The sequence below is a fragment of the Amycolatopsis sp. NPDC057786 genome (assembly GCF_042797905.1).
Classification (GTDB): Bacteria; Actinomycetota; Actinomycetes; order Mycobacteriales; family Pseudonocardiaceae; genus Amycolatopsis.
In genome coordinates this window covers 44,665-62,088 of sequence record NZ_JBHVKW010000016.1, presented here as the reverse complement: position 1 = coordinate 62,088, position 17,424 = coordinate 44,665, and the positions used below count along the sequence as shown (strand labels likewise).

The 17,424-nt window shown below is 68.6% G+C and carries 20 protein-coding genes and 1 tRNA gene; 8 read left to right on the top strand and 13 right to left on the bottom strand.

The window, feature by feature from the left end; all coding sequences use genetic code 11:
• Positions 1-114 precede the first annotated feature (114 nt).
• Entirely contained in the window at positions 115-1,089 is a 975-nt protein-coding gene (locus ACFVM3_RS12525) for a DMT family transporter (protein WP_378438137.1), read from the top strand.
• The gene (locus ACFVM3_RS12520) at positions 1,034-1,498 is read left to right on the top strand and encodes a DUF6328 family protein (RefSeq protein WP_378438135.1); all 465 of its coding nucleotides are present in this window, start codon (positions 1,034-1,036) and stop codon (positions 1,496-1,498) included. The genes ACFVM3_RS12525 and ACFVM3_RS12520 overlap by 56 nt, the downstream gene beginning before the upstream one ends.
• Here the strand turns inward: ACFVM3_RS12520 and ACFVM3_RS12515 are convergent, their stop codons facing one another.
• Positions 1,499-2,026: a hypothetical protein gene (locus ACFVM3_RS12515; protein ID WP_378438133.1), complete on the bottom strand. Its 528-nt coding sequence runs from the start codon at positions 2,024-2,026 to the stop codon at positions 1,499-1,501.
• A gap of 77 nt (positions 2,027-2,103) precedes the next feature.
• Here ACFVM3_RS12515 and ACFVM3_RS12510 point away from each other — a divergent pair, with 77 nt between their 5' ends.
• Together ACFVM3_RS12510 and helR are read left to right on the top strand one after the other, a co-directional pair.
• Complete coding sequence (locus ACFVM3_RS12510; RefSeq protein ID WP_378438131.1) at positions 2,104-3,918, top strand: LamG-like jellyroll fold domain-containing protein; 1,815 nt, start codon at positions 2,104-2,106, stop codon at positions 3,916-3,918.
• A gap of 173 nt (positions 3,919-4,091) precedes the next feature.
• On the top strand, positions 4,092-6,296 hold the full coding sequence (helR, locus tag ACFVM3_RS12505; protein WP_378438129.1) for an RNA polymerase recycling motor ATPase HelR: 2,205 nt from the start codon (positions 4,092-4,094) through the stop codon (positions 6,294-6,296).
• Between the two features lie 79 nt (positions 6,297-6,375).
• On the opposite strand, the gene ACFVM3_RS12500 is transcribed toward helR, so the two are convergent.
• The 8 genes from ACFVM3_RS12500 to ACFVM3_RS12465 form a co-directional block, all read right to left on the bottom strand.
• Positions 6,376-6,870 carry an Lrp/AsnC family transcriptional regulator gene (locus ACFVM3_RS12500; protein ID WP_016337981.1) on the bottom strand — a complete coding sequence of 165 codons (495 nt, stop codon included), beginning with the start codon at positions 6,868-6,870 and terminating at the stop codon, positions 6,376-6,378.
• Between the two features lie 168 nt (positions 6,871-7,038).
• On the bottom strand, positions 7,039-8,382 hold the full coding sequence (gene lysA, locus ACFVM3_RS12495) for a diaminopimelate decarboxylase (protein WP_378438127.1): 1,344 nt from the start codon (positions 8,380-8,382) through the stop codon (positions 7,039-7,041).
• 430 nt (positions 8,383-8,812) lie between these two features.
• Complete coding sequence (locus ACFVM3_RS12490; protein ID WP_170064532.1) at positions 8,813-8,971, bottom strand: DUF6307 family protein; 159 nt, start codon at positions 8,969-8,971, stop codon at positions 8,813-8,815.
• An 8-nt stretch (positions 8,972-8,979) separates the two neighbouring features.
• Positions 8,980-9,159, bottom strand: coding sequence for an RGCVC family protein (locus tag ACFVM3_RS12485; protein WP_378438125.1), 180 nt, complete (start codon positions 9,157-9,159; stop codon positions 8,980-8,982).
• Positions 9,156-10,181, bottom strand: coding sequence for a fatty acid desaturase family protein (locus tag ACFVM3_RS12480; RefSeq protein WP_378438123.1), 1,026 nt, complete (start codon positions 10,179-10,181; stop codon positions 9,156-9,158). Before ACFVM3_RS12480 ends, ACFVM3_RS12485 begins: the two co-directional genes overlap by 4 nt.
• Before the next feature lie 434 nt (positions 10,182-10,615).
• Positions 10,616-11,530, bottom strand: a complete 915-nt coding sequence (locus tag ACFVM3_RS12475) for a dihydrodipicolinate synthase family protein (RefSeq protein ID WP_378438121.1) — start codon at positions 11,528-11,530, stop codon at positions 10,616-10,618.
• Between the two features lie 82 nt (positions 11,531-11,612).
• The gene (locus ACFVM3_RS12470; protein WP_378438119.1) at positions 11,613-12,083 is read right to left on the bottom strand and encodes a heme-degrading domain-containing protein; all 471 of its coding nucleotides are present in this window, start codon (positions 12,081-12,083) and stop codon (positions 11,613-11,615) included.
• A gap of 33 nt (positions 12,084-12,116) precedes the next feature.
• Complete coding sequence (locus tag ACFVM3_RS12465; RefSeq protein ID WP_378438117.1) at positions 12,117-13,346, bottom strand: M20 family metallopeptidase; 1,230 nt, start codon at positions 13,344-13,346, stop codon at positions 12,117-12,119.
• Positions 13,347-13,422: 76 nt separating this feature from the next.
• Between ACFVM3_RS12465 and ACFVM3_RS12460 the strand changes: the two genes are divergently transcribed.
• From ACFVM3_RS12460 to ACFVM3_RS12450, 3 genes are all read left to right on the top strand, one after another.
• Positions 13,423-13,905 carry a tRNA adenosine deaminase-associated protein gene (locus tag ACFVM3_RS12460; RefSeq protein WP_199745611.1) on the top strand — a complete coding sequence of 161 codons (483 nt, stop codon included), beginning with the start codon at positions 13,423-13,425 and terminating at the stop codon, positions 13,903-13,905.
• A 23-nt stretch (positions 13,906-13,928) separates the two neighbouring features.
• A complete protein-coding gene (locus ACFVM3_RS12455) occupies positions 13,929-14,381 on the top strand; it encodes a nucleoside deaminase (protein ID WP_378438200.1) in 453 nt (150 codons plus the stop codon).
• Between the two features lie 84 nt (positions 14,382-14,465).
• Positions 14,466-14,672, top strand: coding sequence for a CsbD family protein (locus ACFVM3_RS12450; RefSeq protein WP_007035155.1), 207 nt, complete (start codon positions 14,466-14,468; stop codon positions 14,670-14,672).
• A 228-nt stretch (positions 14,673-14,900) separates the two neighbouring features.
• On the opposite strand, the gene ACFVM3_RS12445 is transcribed toward ACFVM3_RS12450, so the two are convergent.
• The 3 genes from ACFVM3_RS12445 to ACFVM3_RS12435 form a co-directional block, all read right to left on the bottom strand.
• The gene (locus ACFVM3_RS12445; RefSeq protein WP_378438115.1) at positions 14,901-15,122 is read right to left on the bottom strand and encodes a DUF2188 domain-containing protein; all 222 of its coding nucleotides are present in this window, start codon (positions 15,120-15,122) and stop codon (positions 14,901-14,903) included.
• Positions 15,123-15,736: 614 nt separating this feature from the next.
• Positions 15,737-15,824: transfer RNA gene (locus ACFVM3_RS12440), tRNA-Ser, on the bottom strand.
• A gap of 42 nt (positions 15,825-15,866) precedes the next feature.
• On the bottom strand, positions 15,867-16,412 hold the full coding sequence (locus tag ACFVM3_RS12435) for a DUF305 domain-containing protein (RefSeq protein WP_378438113.1): 546 nt from the start codon (positions 16,410-16,412) through the stop codon (positions 15,867-15,869).
• Between the two features lie 93 nt (positions 16,413-16,505).
• Here ACFVM3_RS12435 and ACFVM3_RS12430 point away from each other — a divergent pair, with 93 nt between their 5' ends.
• A complete protein-coding gene (locus tag ACFVM3_RS12430; RefSeq protein WP_378438111.1) occupies positions 16,506-16,952 on the top strand; it encodes a limonene-1,2-epoxide hydrolase family protein in 447 nt (148 codons plus the stop codon).
• A gap of 199 nt (positions 16,953-17,151) precedes the next feature.
• Here the strand turns inward: ACFVM3_RS12430 and ACFVM3_RS12425 are convergent, their stop codons facing one another.
• Complete coding sequence (locus tag ACFVM3_RS12425; RefSeq protein ID WP_378438109.1) at positions 17,152-17,322, bottom strand: hypothetical protein; 171 nt, start codon at positions 17,320-17,322, stop codon at positions 17,152-17,154.
• Positions 17,323-17,424: the final 102 nt, after the last annotated feature.

The following is a 17,424-nucleotide window of genomic DNA, read 5'->3' as shown; positions in this document are numbered from 1 at the left end:
TAGTCCGCACGAATCGGACACGCCAGGGTGGTCACTCGGTCGGGCGATCATTCTCGAACTATGAGCAGAATGCGCGCGCCAGCGCGTCCGTTGAGGGCGGTGGCGGGGGCATGGATGGAAGGACACGTGAGCAGTAACCCTCCGGATCGCACCTGGCTGGTCGCGGTCGCAGCCGCGCTTTGGGGTACCGACGGGCTTTTGCGCCTTCCGCTCGCCGAGGCGCTTCCGGCGGCCACGGTCGTCTTCTGGGAGCACTTGCTGGTGGTGCTCGTGCTGAGCCCGTTGATCCCCGGCGCCATCCGGGCGCTGCGCCGGACCGGCCCGCGGGAATGGCTGGCCGTGCTCGCCATCGGCGGCGGGTCTTCCGCGCTCGCGACGGCGATGTTCACCGCGGCCTTCAAACTGGGCGACCCCGTGACGCCGTTGGTGCTGCAGAAGCTCCAGCCGGTGTTCGCCGTGCTGGCGGCGTATTTCGTGCTCCGTGAGCGGGTCCGCCCCGGGTACGCCCTGTTCGCGATCCCGGCGCTGCTCGGCGCCTGGCTGCTGGCCTTCAAAGATCCGCTGAACATCCAGGTCTCCGCGGCGAAGGCGGCGTTGCTGGCGGTCGGGGCGGCCGCGTTGTGGGCGGCGGGCACGGTGCTCGGCCGAATGCTGTCCACCGAACTCGCGCCGAAGGAGGTCACCACGCTGCGCTTCACCGTCGGGCTCCCGGTCTCGGCGGGAATCGTGGCGTACCAGGGCGGCCAGTTCGCGGTCGGCTGGGACAACGCGCTCGGGCTCGCCCTGCTCGCGCTGGTCCCCGGCCTGCTGGCGCTGAGCCTGTACTACGTGGGCCTGCGGTCGACGCCCGCGGCCAGGGCGACGCTGGCCGAGCTGGCGTTCCCCGTCACCGCCGCCGTCATCGGCGTATTGTGCTTGAACGCCGATTTGTCGGGTACTCAGTGGCTGGGCCTCGCCGTGGTGGTCGTGTCAGTGACGTCGCTCGGCTGGCACGAAAAGGTCAGGCGTCAACCGATGGTCCTGGAGCCGCTGAATGGTCGAGCACACCGGCGAAACGAAGAACGAACGCCTGACCCGCAACGTCAGTGAGCTCCTTCAGGAGCTGCGGGTCGCGCAGGCCGGTGTCCAGATCCTCTTCGGTTTCCTGCTCACGGTGGTGTTCACCGACGAGTTCCACGGTGCGAGCGGGTTCGAGAAATCCGTCCACCTGACGGCGGTCCTGCTCACGGTCTGTTCGACGGTGCTGCTGACGGCGCCCGCCGCGTGGCACCGGCTGCTGTTCCGCACCGGGAACCGTGAGCGGATCCTCACCGTCGGCAACCGTTCGGTCCTGGTCGGGCTCGGCTGTCTGGCGGCCGCCATCACCACGACCGTCGCGCTCATCGCCAAGGTCGTCTTCGGCCCGATCGCGATGACGATCCTCGGCGTGGTGACGGCGGTGCTGTTCGTCGTCATGTGGCTCGTGGTGCCGAAGAAGATCGACCGCAACGGCGACTGATCAGCGGCCGGTCCGCACCGGGGTGCTTACGGGCAGGCCGAACGCGGCGGCGGACACGGACTTCGGGTCTTCCGGGCTCGCGCCGCCGAGCACCCGGCGGGCGCCGACCCACGAGAACATCTCCTTGACCGAAGGCGAGTAGCCCGCCCCGTCCTCCGCGACCCGCCGGTCGAGCACGCGGTACCCGCCGGGCGTCCGCTCCACGCGGTAGACCATCGGCTGCCGCCGGAATCCGCCGTGCGTGACGAGTCCGTCACCCTCTTTCGTGACCTCGTCACAGCTCGCTACCAGGCCGATCTTGACGACGTCGCCGTCCGGCCTGGTCTCGATCACCTTCTGCGTGCACACCCAGCGGATTCCCGCGTCCCTGGAACCGGCGAGCGCGCGCAGATGCTCGTCGATTCCGGGCAGCGCGTCCCGCGCGACGGCGGCGTCCACCGACGGCATCTCGTCCACGATCCACCAGCCTGCCGCGGCCACCACCACACCGACCCCGGCGAGCACGGGCCAGCGTTTGACGTTCCCCATGGGACGAAGCTACCGAGCGGGGCAAGTGTTCACCCGCGGTTCGGGACGCGTTGCCTCCGCGACCGTAGGTTGCGGCCGTGAACGACTCATCCAGACGGACCTTCCTGCGCGGCGCGGGCCTGCTCGGCGCCGGTGCGGCGGTCTCCGCGTTACCCGCGCTAGGTGCTCCCACCGCTTCGGCGACCTTCGGCCATCACGGCCCGGACCTCGAAGACGGCCGCTTCACCCTCGCGGTGCTGCCCGACACCCAGTACCTCTTCGACGCCGACCGCGGTGACCCCGCGCCGTTGGACGCCACCCTGCGGTACGTCACCGGCGGCGACGAGAACATCGTCTTCCTGGCGCATCTCGGCGACCTCACCGAAAACGGGCAGCCCGGCGAGTTCGAGCAGATCAGCCGTTCGTTCCAGCACCTGGACCGGCGCCGGTTCCCGTACAGCACGCTGGCGGGCAACCACGACATCAAGTCCTCGACCGACGACCAGCGCGGCCGTACGCCGTACCTGGACGCGTTCGGGCCGCACCGGCAGCGGGGTTCGCGGACCTTCCGCGGCGCGAGCCCGGACGGCTACAACAGCCACCACGTCTTCCGCGCGGGCGGACGCGAGTGGCTGCTGCTCGCGCTCGACTGGCGGCCGTCGGCGGGCGGGCTGGAGTGGGCACGCTCGGTGCTCGCGCGGAATCCGCGGCTCCCGGCCATTCTGACCATCCATGAATTGGTATGGGCCGACGAGGCCGGGCAGGCGCGGTTCTCGGAGTTCGGGCAGAAGGTCTGGGACGAGCTGATCGCCGGGAACGACCAGATCTTCCTGACGCTCAACGGGCACTACTGGCCGCCGGGCCGCACGGTGAAGCAGAACAAGGCGGGCCACGACGTCCACCTGCACATCACGAACTACCAGGACCGCTACTACGGCGGCAGCGCGATGATCCGGCTCTACCGCTTCGACCTCGCGCGCAACGTGATCGACGTCCGCACCGTCTCGCCGTGGCTGGCGGACCAGGCGCCGCGGCTGAACGAGCTGCAACGGCAGGAGATCGAACGCACCGGCCCGGCGGACTACTTCAGCCTGGAGATCGACTTCGAGTCGAGGTTCGCCGGGTTCGCGCCGGTCCCGGTCCCGCCCGCGCGGCCAGCCGAACGGCAGCTGATCCGCGGGACCGTGGCCTATTGGCGGTTCGAGGGCCGCGAGGGCGCGCCCGTGGACGGGGTTCGAGACCTTTCGGGTCGCGGCAACGACCTGGTCCGGGTGACCCTGCCCGGCAGCGCGCCCGAGTCACTGCGGTTCTCCGGTGAGTTCTCCGGACGGCAGCCGTCGAGGTCGAGCCTGCGGTTCGAGGGCGGCAAGAAACCGGCTCGCGGCGGATATCTGCGCACGGCGGACTCCGCGCCGATGAACGCGGAGACGTTCGCGCGCGGCTACACCGTCGAGGCGTTCGTCAAACTGCCCGCGGATTTCAAGGACGGAAAGCACGCCTGGGCCGCGATCTTCGGCAGGCAGGGCTCCGGCGGCAAGGCGGGCAAGACCGGCGACGATCCCGGCGAGCCGTCGGCGACACTGTCCCTTTCGGACGGTGCCGCGTTCCAGTGGGCGGTGTTCCCGGTGAACCAGAACGGGATCTCGACCTGCTGGGGGCACGAACTGACGCTGGAGGAATGGATCCACGTCGCGGCCGTCAACGACGGCAGGCGGACGACGCTCTACGTCGACGGCTGCCCGGTGCTGCGGAATCCGAAGACGCCGGCCGCAGGGATCGCGAACCCCGGCGGCTCGTGGTTGATCGGCGCCTACGCCTACGACTCGATCGTCGAGCAGGCGTTCCACGGCTGGCTCGGTGACGTCCGGGTGGTGGGGCGGGCGCTGGACCCCCGCGAGTTCATGCTCGGCTGAGCCGGATCGTGCGCGGTAATGGCGGATGTTCGTCCCTATTATCGCGCACGATCGATTCCGGGGGAATGCCGGGTCCCTCTTGACAAGCGGTGGACAATAAAAAATCGGCGCCCAATCAAGAAATCTGATCAGTGCGCCGAATATGTTGTCAGTCTAACCGCTGTGAGGGGAACTTGTCAAATCAGGGGTACGACGAGGAATTGCGATCCGAACGGCAGTACGTCGCGTCGCTCTACCGGCGGCTGGACGCCGAACGCGCGCGGGTCAAGGAGGCGTATGCCGGTGCGCTACGAGGAGAAGGCTTCGCGCTTTCCGACCGTGAGGTCTCGGCCGGCGCCAAGGCGCGCGAGATGGCCAGGCTGAAGATCGCCGACGAAGGTCTTTGTTTCGGCCGGTTGGACGCCCTTTCGGGAGAACGTTCGTACGTCGGCCGGATCGGCCTTTTCGACGAAGAGAACGACTACGAACCCTTGGTGCTCGATTGGCGGGCGCCGGCGTCCAGCGCGTTTTACTGCGCGACGGGGGCGTCCCCGGAAGGAATGGCGCGGCGCCGTCAATTCCGCACCCTCGGCCGGGACGTCATCGACTTCACCGACGAGGTCTTCGGCCGTCCGGAATCGGCGGGGGAACGCGGCGACGCCGCGCTGCTGGCCGCGGTCAACGCGCCACGCGGCGAAGGGATGCGGGACATCGTCGCGACGATCCAGGCCGAGCAGGACGAGATCATCCGGCTGGATCACCCGGGTGTCGTCGTCGTGGAAGGCGGCCCTGGCACGGGGAAGACGGCGGTGGCGCTGCATCGGGTGGCGTACCTGCTGTACACGAAACGGGAGCGCATGGAACGGCGCGGGGTACTCGTGGTCGGGCCCAGCAGCGGTTTTCTCGACCACATCGGCCGTGTCCTGCCGTCGCTCGGCGAGACCAGCGTCGTCTTCGCGACGCCTGGTGACCTCGTCGCCGGGCTGCGCACCGAACGCGAGGATCCGCCGGTGGTGCAGCGGCTGAAGGGCTCGCTGGCGATCCTGGACGTGCTCGCGGCGGCGGTGGCGGACCGGCAAGAACTCCCCGTCGCGGCGGAGCCCATCGAACTCGACGACGTCACCGTGTCGCTGGACGCCGAGTTCGCGGCCGCCGCGCGCGAGGCCGCCAGGGAAAGCGGCCTTCTGCACAACGAGGCGAAGGCCGTCTTCGAACGGGAGGTGGTCGCGGAGCTCGCCACGCGCGCGGTCGACCGGCTCGGCGCGGGCTGGTTGCCGTCCGACGACGAGCACACGCGTCCGGAGATGCTGAAGAACGCCCGGCGCGACCTCGAAGCCAGCGAGGAGCTCCGCGCGGTGCTCGATCGGCTCTGGCCGTCGCTGACGCCGCAGCGGCTGCTCGCCGACCTCTACGCCTCGCCGGAGCGGTTGCGTGCTGCCGGGGCGGATCCGGCGCTGTTCCGCGAGGACGCGGACGCGTGGACGGTGTCCGACGTGCCGTTGCTGGACGAAGCCGTCGAACTGCTCGGCGTCGACCGCACCGCCGAGCGCCGGGCGGAGGAACGGCGGCGCCTGGCACGGAAGGAATACGCCGAGCGGGTGCTGGAAATCGTCGAGGTGGAAGAGGACCACGACGACTACGAGTTCGCGCTGCGGCCGACGGACGTGCTGATGGCCGAGGAGCTGGCGGACCGGTTCGCCGAGCGCGACGAGCGGGATCTGGCCGAACGCGCCGCCGCCGATCGGGAATGGACCTACGGCCACGTCGTCGTCGACGAAGCACAGGAACTGTCCGAAATGGACTGGCGCGTGCTGATGCGGCGCTGTCCCAGCCGGTCGTTCACCGTCGTCGGCGATCTCGCGCAACGGCGGTCGCCGTCGGGCACGCGGTCGTGGGACTCGATGCTCTCCCGGTACGTCGCCGATCGATGGGTGTACCGGAAGCTGACCGTCAACTACCGGACGCCCTCGGAGATCATGGCGGTGGCGGCGTCACTGCTGGCGAGTTTCGCGGGAGGCGCCGTCCCGCCGCACTCGGTGCGTTCGTGCGGCGTGCGCCCGTGGGCGCGCCGAGTGTCCGAAATGGACGTCGAAGGCGCCGTCGCCGAGTTCACCCGCGCGGAATCGGGTCGCGAGGGGACGTCGGTCGTCATCGGGCCGTCGGGAGTGCCCGGTGCGATCGCGCCCTCCGCGGCCAAAGGCCTGGAGTACGACGCCGTCCTGGTGGTGGAGCCGGAGCGGATCCTCGCGGAAGGACCGAGCGGTGAGGCGGAACTGTACGTCGCGCTGACGCGGGCGACGCAGCGGCTCGGGGTCCTGTACGGCGGGACGCTGCCGAAAGTCCTCCGCGGTCTCGATTCCGGGCGGCGGACTCCCGACGCGTTCCTGCGCTGCGTGTGATCCTCCCGCGAGTGCCATGAAAGGTCCCTTCCTTGCGAAATTCGCAAGGAAGGGACCTTTCATGGCGCGGGACGTGCTGTCATCGGGTCAGGTTCCCCCAGGCGTAGGTCTGTTTCGCGAGTTTCAGGTAGACCAAGGTCTCCGTGCTGACGACACCCGGGATGGGCCGGATGTCGTCGTTCAGCACACTCAAGAGGTGTTCGTCGTCCCGGCAGGCGACCTCGGCGAGCAGGTCGTAGCCTCCCGCGGTGAGGACGACGTAATGGATGTCCGGCATTCCGGAGAGCTGGTCGGAGACCGCCCGCGGATCGCCTTGGACCTTGATCCCGACCATCGCCTGACGGCCGAGCCCGACGTTGGCCGGATCCGTGACCGCGACGATCTGCATCGTCTCGTCCCGCAGCAGCCGCTGTACCCGCTGCCGCACGGCACCCTCCGACAGTCCGACGGCCTTGGCCAAGGCCGTGAACGAGGCCCGCCCGTCGACTTGCAGCAGAGCGATCAGCGTCCGATCGGTATTGTCCAGACCTCTTGGCGTGCGCTGCTCCATCTGCGCGCGTGGTTCGTCACCCATGCCGTCCCTCCCTTTGTTTCGGCATGCGATTCTTGTCGCGCAGCGTATCGATAAGTGTCCAGAATGCTACCGCCGTTAAGTTGTTTGTCGTGATTCTCTTTCCCTGCCCCTTCGGGCAAAGGATTCTGTCGCGTGACAGGCCGGACCGTGAGGATTTCGGACGGCACGTCAGCCGAGATCGCGTTTGAGCAGGTCTTCCTCGGTTTCGCGGCGGACGAGCAGCGTCGCCGTACCGCGGGAGACGCCGATCACCGGTGGCCTGCCGACGAGGTTGTAATTCGACGCGAGCGAGTGGTGGTACGCCCCGGTGCACGGGACGGCGAGCAGGTCGCCGGGATGGACGTCGTCGGGGAGCGAGAGCCCGTCCGCGAGGACGTCACCCGATTCGCAGTGCCGTCCGACCACCGTCATCGGCCGCCTGGCCGCGCGGCCGCGCCTGCCGATCAGCCGAGCGGTGTAGGCCGCCCCGTAGAGCGCGGGCCGCGCGTTGTCACTCATCCCGCCGTCGACGGCGACGAAGGTGCGCGAGCCGCGTTTCACCGCGCAGACCCGGTACACGGTGATGCCCGCCGGGCCGACGATGGCGCGGCCCGGTTCGATCGTCAGTTTCGGCAGGGGGAAGCCGTGCGAGGTGCATTCGTAAGCGAGCGCGACACGCAGACGGCGCACATAGCCGTCGATGTCGAAACCCGTGTCTCCCGGCAGATAACGCACGGCGTGCCCGCCGCCGAGATCCAGCTCCCGCAGGGTGACACCGTGCGTCTCGCGGAGCGCGACGAGCACCCCGATCATCTTGCGGGCGGCGAGTTCGTAGAAGTCCACCCGCGACACCTGCGAGCCGATGTGGCAGTGCAGGCCTGCCAGGCGGAGCCCTGGCTGCGCGAGCACCGCGGAGACGGCCCGGCAGAGGTTGTCGCGGACGCCCTCACGCAACGAGAAGCCGAACTTCTGTCCCTCGGTGCCGGTGGTGATCGCCGCGTGCGTGCCCGCCGCGACGTCGGGTGTCACGCGGATCAGCACCTGCTGCGCGCCGGTGGCCAGCGCGCCGAGCTGCTCGATCTCGTCGAGCGAATCCACCACGATCCGGCGGACGCCGTAGGACAGCGCCGCCTTGAGGTCTTCGGGGGTTTTCGCGTTGCCATGCAGCAGGATCCGCTCGGCGGGGAAGCCGGCCGATCGCGCCACCGCGATCTCGCCCGCCGAGCAGGTGTCGAGGGAAAGCCCTTCCTCGGCGACCCAGCGCAGGACCGCGCGGATGCACAGCGCCTTGCTCGCGTACGCCACCTCGGCGTCCGGGAGCGCCTTTCGGTACGCGCGGGCGTTCTGACGGACTTCGTCCTCATCGAGCAGATACGCCGGTGTCCCGAACCTCGCGGCGAGGTGGGACACCGGCGCGCCGGCGAACAGCAGTTCCCCGCCGGGGCCGAGCCGGGTGCTCCGCGGCCAGACCCCGGGTTCGAGATGGTCGGCGGCCTCGCAACCGAGGCTGGGCAGGAGCTCGCTGAGCGTCACGGTTACCTCCGCGTCGATCGGTCAGTGCCCTGTCAGCACAACTCCGATCGACCCGGCCCGGCCGCCCCGCCAACGTCTCCCTGACGCTCCGCGAGGTCTCGCTGACGCCTTGTTAACGCGTGGGTAACCCCGGTCACGATGCCAGCCGGGGTCCCGTAGGTCCTGTGTCGGCGGTCTTCTCGCGACACGCTCCTGCTGCACACGACCGCCTGCGGTACGCCACCACCGGCCCAACTATCCGCGAAGGCCACTCACGACCAGCGCACGATCGGGGCCGAAGGCTCCCATCACCGCATCAGGCGCGACGAAGGGAGCCTGCACCCCGCCGCCGAGCACGACTCGTTTGACTTGCCACTCACGGCCCCCTGAAAACCGTACATATACGCGTCAAGCGGACATCGGGTGGAGGTGTGGACACACCGGACACCGCCTAGCGGACGGGCTCCGGCACGGTGTCGAGCGCCCGCACCATGTGCACGGCCAGCGCGAACGCCGCCTCGTTGCCGAGGTCGGTGTGTTCGTTGACGATCTTCTTCACGGTGTCGACCCGGATCTCGTACCTGGAGACGGGGACGGTGTCGGCGTTCATGTGATCCTCTATTCGGTTGTTTCGGGTTTCGTGGCGCACGTGCAGCCGCGGCTGAAGCCGCCGGCCGCGGTCGCGGTGCAGAACCGGCGGGCGATCGCGTCGTGCGCGGACAACGGATGCGGGCAGCTCGGGCACCGGTCGTCGGCGGCGGGCTCGGCGACGTCGCCGAGGGAGCGGACGGAGGTCATCGCGCACCTGCCGGTTGAGCACGCAGCGGCGCCCCGACTTCGTGCAGATGCCGGAGCACGTAACCGTACGACGCCGCCCAGCCGCACTGCGCGTAGTCGATGCCGTGTTTCGCGCAGAACTCCCGCACGATCACCTGCGCGTGCTTCAGGTTCGGCCGCGCCATGCTCGGGAAGAGGTGGTGCTCGATCTGGTAGTTGAGCCCGCCGAGCGCGAAGTCCACGACCGGGCCGCCGCGCACGTTGCGCGAGGTGAGTACCTGCTTGCGCAGGAAGTCGAGCGTGTGCCCGGCCGACAGCGTCGGCATGCCCTTGTGGTTCGGGGCGAACGAGCAGCCCATGTACACGCCCCAAAGGCATTGGTGCACGGCGATGAAGACGAAGCCGACACCGGGCGAGAGGACCACGAACACCGCGGTCAGGTACGCGGCGACATGGGCCAGCATCAGCGCCGCTTCGAGTTTCCGCCGTTTGAAGCCGCGCTGGAAGATCGCCGTCACGCTCGAAGCGTGCAGGTTCAGGCCTTCCAGCAACAGCAGCGGGAAGAACAGGAACGCCTGGTATTTCGCCATCCAGCGCAGGAAACCGCGCCGTTCGGAGCCTTGCGCCTTGGTGAAGATCAGCGCGGCGAGGTTGACGTCCGGGTCCTCGTCCTCGTGGTTGGGGTTGGCGTGATGGCGGGTGTGCGTGCCGATCCACCAGCCGTAGCTCAACCCGGTCAGTCCACCGTGGACGAAACCGGTGACGTCGTTCGCCTTGCGGCCGCGGAAGATCTGCTTGTGTCCCGCGTCGTGGCCGATGAAGGACAGCTGCGTGAACATCATCGCGAAGAACGCGGCGAGGAACAGCTGCCACCAAGAATCCCCGAGATGCGCGAAGGCGACCCAGCCGCCCGCGAAAGCGAGCAGGTTCAAGGAGATCTTCAGCGCGTAGTACTTTCGCCGCCGGTCGAGTAGGCCCGCGTCTTTGACCAATTTGGACAGTTCGGCGAAGTCGCTGCCCTGCCTCGTCTGTGTGGAGGTCATGGTGCATCACACCGTTCTGGTTCGTGAAAGTGGACAATCCAGCAACGGGTTCACAAACACCGAAAGGGTCTGGTTCGGCCGAGAAGAGGCACTGGTACCACAACACGCCACGGTCGCTCCGTGGCCTGCCTCCAGTGTTCCACGGCGACGGAGCGGAAGCAATTCACCAAAGCGGCAAGATCTGGCGTACAGTCGAAGACATCGAGGGAAATTTCCCCCGGTTCCGTCCGGTCGCGAGCTTCGACCGGAGACAGGAGCACCGGCCAGACATCGTTCTTCGCGCTCATGGTCCCGCCGGCTTCGCCGGTGAGCAGCCGCCCGCCGCGCCGTACGCGCGCCCCGAGGCGCCCATCAGGGCCACGCCGCGATCGTCGATGGCCACGACCTCTGACCTGTCACCGTGTCCGCGCCCGCCCCAGTGGGCGCGGACACGGTCAGAAAAACTTCAGCGCCGCGCGGACTTGCTCTCGCTCCGCGCCGGTCAGGACGCGGCTCGGCGGGCGGACGTCGGCGCGGCACAAACCCAGCTGTGCCAACGCTTCCTTCACCACGCTCACGTTGCTGGCGTTGCCGTCCGCGGCCCGTAGCTCCTCGAACGGCCGGACGCGTTCCCAGCAGGCCATCGCGCCGCGGAAGTCGCCGTCGCGCAGTGTGCGGAACATCTCCAGCGAAAGCGACGGCGCGACGTTCACCAAGCCCGACGTGAACCCGGTCGCGCCGACGGTGAAGTAGCCCGGCGCGGACAGCTCCGCCAGCCCGGCGATCCACGTGAAGCGATCGATCCCCGCGTCGCGCGCCACCGCCGCGAACCGCACCGGATCCGGCACCGCGTACTTCACCCCGATGACGTTCTCCGCGGCGTCGGCGAGCCTGGCCAGCCGCTCGCCTTCGACCCGCGCGTCGCGCACGTACAGCACGACACCCAGCTCCGGGACCGCCGCCGCGATGGCCCGGTGGTACTCGACCCAGCCGTCCGCCGAGACGTACGGATGCACCGGCTGATGGATCATGATCAGATCGGCGCCGGCTTCACCGGCGTGCCGCGCCGCGCTGATCGCCGTCCGGACGTCGTGCCCGACCCCGGCGACCACGCTCGCCCGCCCCGCCGCGGCCTTGACCGTCAACTCGAGGCAGTGCCGGGCCTCGGCCGCGTCCAGCGCGTAGAACTCACCGGTGTTCCCGTTCGGTGTCACGACGCCGACCCCGCCGTCGATCACCCGGCCCACCAGTTCCGCGTAGGCGCCCGGATCCACGGCGCCGTCGGCGTCGAACGGGGTCACCGGGATGGCCACGACCCCGGACAGCCGCCGTTTCCGCTCGTCGAAGCGGGAAGAGGAGGTCACTGGCATGCCCTATCTGATATATGATGTGACGTCTCACGGTAGCACGACGGAGCAACGGTCCGGGTGTCCTGAAAGTTGGGACGGGTGGTCAGAGCCGCGTGGCGAGGAAGAGTTCCAGCTGCTCGACGACGAACGCGTGATCGTCGGCCTGCGGCAATCCCGAGACGCCGACGGTGCCGACCGGGCCGACGCCCTCGACGATCACCGGGAACACGCCGCCGTGCGCGGCGTAGAGATCCGGGTCGAGCCGGGAATCGGCTTCGAACGTCGTGCCCTTCGCGCGGAACTGCTCGCCGACGAGGAACGAGCTGTGCCCGTACCGGTCGACGACGCGGCTCTTCCGGTCGATCCACGCGTCGTTGTCGGCCGAGGTGCCCGGCAACGCCGCGTGGAACAGCCGCTGCCCGCCGCGGCGCACGGAGACCGTCACCGGGTGGGCGCGGTCCCGTGCCGCCGCGAGCAGGTGGGCGCCCAGCTCCAGCGCGGTCTCGTTGTCGAACCGGCGGAAGACCAGGCGCTCCTCCTGCGCGGCCAGGACGGCCAGGGTGTCATCGCTCATGGCACCCATTAAATCAACGCTGTTGTGTAATGGCTAGCGAAGGGCGTCCAGCGCGAACGCGGCGTACATCGCGACGCCGCTGGCCATCGCGTCCTCGTCGAAGACCACGCGGTTCGAGTGGTTCGCCTCGACCGTTGCCAGGTCGGCGTCGGGCGGGCAGGCGCCCAGGAACGCGAAGGCGCCCGGAACCCGCTGCAGGACGTAGGAGAAGTCCTCCGCGCCCATCACCGGGTTCTCCATGACCTCGGAGTTGCGCGCGCCGAGGACCTCGGCCGCCAGGTCCAGCACCCGCGCCGCGACCTGGGGGTCGTTCACCGTGACCGGGTAGCCGGGGAGGACTTCGGCGCTCACGCGGACGCCGTGCGCCGCGCCGACCGCCTCGCACACCTTCGGCAGCTCCTCACGCACGTACGCCTGGGTCCGCTCGGACAGCGTGCGGATCGTGCCCTCCAGGAACGCCGTCTCCGGGATGATGTTCGTCGTCGTCCCCGCCTCGATCCGGGTGACCGAGACCACCGCGGGTTCGAACACGCTGACCTTGCGGGTCACCATCGTCTGCAGCGCGCTCACCATCGCGGCCGCCGCCGGCACCGGGTCGATCGCCTGGTGCGGCGCCGAGCCGTGGCCGCCCCTGCCGGTGACGGTGACGTGGAAGCTGTTGGCCGACGCCATGATCGGCCCCGGCCGCGTCTGGACGATGCCCGACGCGACCTGGGTGAAGATGTGCAGGCCGAACGCCTTCTCGACGCGTTCGCCCGAGGCGTCGAGCACACCCTCGTGGATCATGTGGCGCGCGCCGTGCTCGCCCTCCTCGCCGGGCTGGAACATGAACACGACCGACCCGGCCAGCTCGTCGACGTGCTCACAGAGCAGCCGCGCGGCAGACGCGAGCATCGCGACGTGGGTGTCGTGCCCGCAGGCGTGCATCGCGCCGTCGTCCTCGGAGGCGAAGTCCAGGCCGGTGTCCTCGTGCAGCGGCAGCGCGTCCATGTCGCCGCGGAGCAGGATCGCCGGGCCCGGCTTCGCGCCGCGGAGGACGGCGGTCAGTGAAGTGGTCGATTTGCCCTCGATGATCTCGAGCGGGAGGCCTTCGAGGGCAGCTTTGATCGAGGACTGGGTTTTCGGCAGGTGGAGCCCGATCTCCGGATTCCGGTGGATCTCCCGGCGGAGCCCTACGGTTTTCGTCTGGAGCGCGCGGGCCTCCTCCAGCAATCCGGCGAAGCGGGCGTCGGGGAGGGTGGGCAGGTCGGTGGGTCCGGTCATGTCTCGATAGTGGCGCATGCGGCGCTTCGGGCGCACCGTGCGTGCGTTCCGAATGCGGGCGGAATACGGTGTGCGCATGGCGGTGCAAGAGCCGATCACGGGGTTCGCGGTGGCCGTGGTGCGGGAGGACGGTCGGTGGCGGTGCAGCTCTCTTGATCCGGGGGCGCTCGCCGAACTCGACGCTGCGATCACCGAGCTGGGAAAACTGCGTTCCACCGGTGCCGCGTTCGGGCTGCTGGCGGTCGACGACGAGTTCTTCGTGATCGTCCGGCCGAGCCCGAGAGGTCCCTCGCTGCTGCTGTCCGACGCCGCCGCGGCGCTCGACTACGACATCGCCGCGGACGTCCTCGACGTGCTGAGAGTCGATCCCCCGGACGAGGACGACGACGCGGTCTGGCCGGAAGGCGACCTGGAGATCCTGTCCGACCTCGGACTCCCCGGGGCCGAACTGCAGGTGATCGTCGGCGAGGTCGATCTCTATCCGGACGAACAACTCCAGATGGTCGCGCAGCGGTGCGGATTCGCCGCCGAGTTCTCCAAGATCCTGGACGAGATCTGAGTCCCGCCGCCTCCGCCGCCGACATCGCCGCCGTCCGGGCGGCGATCGCGGCGGCGCGAGGTGCGGGCGACGACGTGCCGATCGGCGCCGTCGTCCTGTCGCCGGACGGGACCCCGCTCGCGTCCGCGCGCAACGCCCGCGAAGAACTCGGCGACCCGACGGCGCACGCGGAGATCCTCGCGCTGCGGGCCGCGTCCGAGCGCTACGGCGACGGCTGGCGGCTCGAAGGCTGCACGCTCGCCGTGACGCTGGAGCCGTGCACGATGTGCGCCGGCGCCCTCGTGATGGCCCGGGTCGCGAAGGTCGTCTTCGGCGCCTGGGAACCCAAGACCGGGGCCGTGGGGTCGCTGTGGGACGTCGTCCGCGACCGGCGGCTCAGTCACCGCGCGGAGGTCGTCGGCGGCGTGCTGGAGGCCGAATGCGCGGCGCTGCTCGAAGACTTCTTCCACGGGCAACGGGGTAACCGCACCGGGTGACAGATGTGTCGGATCCCGTGGCCCGGGTAACCCGGAGGCAGGCGGCCGCAAACGGCGGCCGCGGTCGAAGGAGGAACATCCGCCATGAGCGTTTTCGACAAGGCGAAGGACAAGGCCGAACAGGCCATCGGCGCCGCCAAGGAGAAGCTCGGCGAGAAGACCGACAACCAGGACCTCGCGAACTCCGGCCGGGCGGACCAGACCGAAGGCCAGGTCAAGGAGGCCGGGCACGACCTGCGGGACCGTGCGGAAGGCGGGGTGCAGGACCTCAAGGACAAGTTCAACAAGTAGTCCCGGACGCAGAAGAGCCGGTCTCCGTGGAGACCGGCTCTTCGCCGCGGTGGCGGTGGGTGATCTTTAAACCCACGCGCAGAAGATCGGCGATTGCCAAGCCTTGGGTAGATGTCTTCTGTGAGAAGTAGCCGCAGCGCCAAGGGCTGAATGACTGTTAACCTCGTCAACGACGAGTGATCCCGCCGTCACACGCGGCGTGATCACTCGTCGTTGAGCGCTGGTCCGTCAGCCGGATGGTGGGTACGGGTCATTCCCGTATGTGTGCTCGTACTCGAACGTGCCGTCGGACTTGTGGACGACCAGCTGGCTCGGCTGATTCGCCTTCGCGACCTTGATCCCGGCCTCCACTGCGGCGGATTTGAGGTAATGGTGCGACAGCACCCGACCCTCGTGCGTGACATCCCAGTTCCCGGCATTGGGAACTACGCGGTAAACCTTGCGTGCCATGACTACTTCACCTCCTCAATGTGGTGTCGGATCGAACTCGCCAGGGCGTGCGCAAGCGTTACATGGCGAAGTTGGAGTTTGAGCGCCTGTAGGCGGTCGCAGACATGGAGAAGCGGCGGGCTCGTCGCCGAATCCAGGAGGCGGAACAGTAGCGCCAGGACCCTTGGCGGCGCATTGCCAAGGTGCCATCCCAGGGATCTGCTCAAGAGGGAGATTTGCGTCTGACGACCGAACTGGGCGGGCGCAGTTCCCGGAGAACGAGACCAGCCTTGACGACCAGCTCGTGCCCCTCTATGTCGCGAGCCACTGCAACCAAGGTGTAGACCGATGCGGCACCTGTCATCCGGACGCAGCTCAACCAGAGCTTCTTCGAGAAGCTGTCGGCGGATGTGGGGAGATCGCTTGGGGCGAGGTCGCCGAGCCGTTCGAACGTTCGGGGTACTTGTGCTCACGGTCGGAGTCGACGAGCTGGAGAGGTGAGGGCAGACCACTCGGGTCGCGGCGAGAACAACGTGACGGTGTTCTCGCCGACCTCTTCCGGCGCGAAGAGGTCCAAGAAGAACAAGCCCCTGGTCAGAAGATTCCAACCAGGGGCTTGAACGCTGTACCTACAGCGGTGGCGGTGGGATTTGAACCCACGGACGGGTATTAACCGTCACACGATTTCGAGTCGTGCTCCTTCGGCCGCTCGGACACGCCACCGCCGAGAACAATACCGGAGGGTCTTCCGGGGTCTTCAGGGGGTCAGGGAAGCTGCGCGGTGATCTCGTCGATCGCCGCCGTCTGGTTCTCCACGATCTCCTGCGCGAGCGCCTTCGTCTCGGCGTGCTCGCCCGACGACAGCACGGTCTTGGCCATCGCGACGCCGTTGCGCAGATGTTCGGCCATCAGCGGGAGCCAGACCTTGTCGAACTCGGCGCCCGACAGGTTCTGCAGCGAGGCGACCTGCCCCTCGGTGATCATCCCCGGCATCGCGTGCCCGGCGTGACCCGCCGCGGGAAGGACGGCCGCGTTCCACGATTGCAACCAGCCGGTCATCGTCCGCACCTCGGCGGATTCGGCCTTGACGATCTTGGCGGCGGTGGCCTTCACGTATTCCGAGGCCGACCGCTCCGAGGCCAGGTTCGCGACCTGGATCGACTGCTGATGGTGCGGGACCATCTGCTGGGAGAAGGTGATGTCGGCCTGGTTGGCGCCCGGTGTCGCCGGTGCGGCGCCCGTGGCCGCCGAACAGCCCGCGAGCACCCAGACGACCAGCCCGAACAGGGCCATCGGCAGTCGCCGTCGCATCGATACCTCCGTAGTCAGGGGAAAAGCGGCCCTCCGTTCTGTGATACGGCTGTGACCTTCCGGCGGTTCAAAACCGGATTAGCCTTGGCGGGCATGACGGATCCGAAGACAGTGGTGACCGGTTTCCTTCAGGCCCTCGAAGAGTTCGACATCGATCGGGCGCTCGGTTTCGTGGCGATCGACATCGTCTACCAGAACGTCCCGCTGCCCCCGGCCCGCGGCCTTTCCGCGGTGGAGAAGCAACTGCGCGCCATGGCGCGCTACGGCAGCGGGTTCGAGGCGCGCACGCACCATATCGCCGCCGACGGGCCGATCGTGCTGACCGAACGCACCGACGTCCTGCGGCGTGGTTCGTGGGAGGCCGAGTTCTGGGTGTGCGGCACGTTCGAAGTGCGCGACGGCCGGATCGTGCTGTGGCGCGACTACTTCGACTGGACGACGTTCCTGGCCGCGAGCGCGAAGGGCGCGGGCAAGGCGGCGGTCGCCGGGGCGAAGTCGCTCATCGGGAAATACAAGGCGCGTCAGGAACTCCAGCGCTGAGTTACGCCTCCAAGCACGCGAGTTACGCCTCCAAGCACGCGAGTTACGCCTCTGATCACGCGAGTTACGGCTCTGATCACGCGAGTGCGGAGTGGCGGATATGACGCACCGCCGGTGTACGGGCTCCGTCCTCCCCCGACGGGTCCCGTGCACCGGCGGTGCGCCCCCAGTTCCCCCTGCTCGCCCTCCCCGGCGAGCGTCAGAAGGTCGTGTGCCGGTCGGCCATGTCGGCCTCGCGCAGTACGGCGTCGAGCCGCGCTCCGCCGAAATGGGCCACCTGCCGTACGCCGCGTTTCCGGTCGCGCAGATCGACGGCGAGCGCGATCGTCAGCAGCAGAACCAGTGCCGTACCGACGATGAGCCAGTTCATCGGACACCTCCTCCGGCGACGCGAGCCGAGGATTTTGTGTCCTCGCTCACGTCGCCAAAGGTAGCTCCGGGAATGCCGGGTTGTACCCGGACTTGAGGTTCA

Coding starts and splice junctions, on each gene's coding strand:
- ACFVM3_RS12525 (WP_378438137.1), top strand. CDS start 115: ATGGAAGGACACGTGAGCAGTAACCCTCCGGATCGCACCTGGCTGGTC.
- ACFVM3_RS12520 (WP_378438135.1), top strand. CDS start 1,034: ATGGTCGAGCACACCGGCGAAACGAAGAACGAACGCCTGACCCGCAAC.
- ACFVM3_RS12515 (WP_378438133.1), bottom strand. CDS start 2,026: ATGGGGAACGTCAAACGCTGGCCCGTGCTCGCCGGGGTCGGTGTGGTG.
- ACFVM3_RS12500 (WP_016337981.1), bottom strand. CDS start 6,870: ATGGGTGACGAACCACGCGCGCAGATGGAGCAGCGCACGCCAAGAGGT.
- ACFVM3_RS12490 (WP_170064532.1), bottom strand. CDS start 8,971: ATGAACGCCGACACCGTCCCCGTCTCCAGGTACGAGATCCGGGTCGAC.
- ACFVM3_RS12485 (WP_378438125.1), bottom strand. CDS start 9,159: ATGACCTCCGTCCGCTCCCTCGGCGACGTCGCCGAGCCCGCCGCCGAC.
- ACFVM3_RS12480 (WP_378438123.1), bottom strand. CDS start 10,181: ATGACCTCCACACAGACGAGGCAGGGCAGCGACTTCGCCGAACTGTCC.
- ACFVM3_RS12475 (WP_378438121.1), bottom strand. CDS start 11,530: ATGCCAGTGACCTCCTCTTCCCGCTTCGACGAGCGGAAACGGCGGCTG.
- ACFVM3_RS12470 (WP_378438119.1), bottom strand. CDS start 12,083: ATGAGCGATGACACCCTGGCCGTCCTGGCCGCGCAGGAGGAGCGCCTG.
- ACFVM3_RS12465 (WP_378438117.1), bottom strand. CDS start 13,346: ATGACCGGACCCACCGACCTGCCCACCCTCCCCGACGCCCGCTTCGCC.
- ACFVM3_RS12460 (WP_199745611.1), top strand. CDS start 13,423: ATGGCGGTGCAAGAGCCGATCACGGGGTTCGCGGTGGCCGTGGTGCGG.
- ACFVM3_RS12450 (WP_007035155.1), top strand. CDS start 14,466: ATGAGCGTTTTCGACAAGGCGAAGGACAAGGCCGAACAGGCCATCGGC.
- ACFVM3_RS12445 (WP_378438115.1), bottom strand. CDS start 15,122: ATGGCACGCAAGGTTTACCGCGTAGTTCCCAATGCCGGGAACTGGGAT.
- ACFVM3_RS12435 (WP_378438113.1), bottom strand. CDS start 16,412: ATGCGACGGCGACTGCCGATGGCCCTGTTCGGGCTGGTCGTCTGGGTG.
- ACFVM3_RS12430 (WP_378438111.1), top strand. CDS start 16,506: ATGACGGATCCGAAGACAGTGGTGACCGGTTTCCTTCAGGCCCTCGAA.
- ACFVM3_RS12425 (WP_378438109.1), bottom strand. CDS start 17,322: ATGAACTGGCTCATCGTCGGTACGGCACTGGTTCTGCTGCTGACGATC.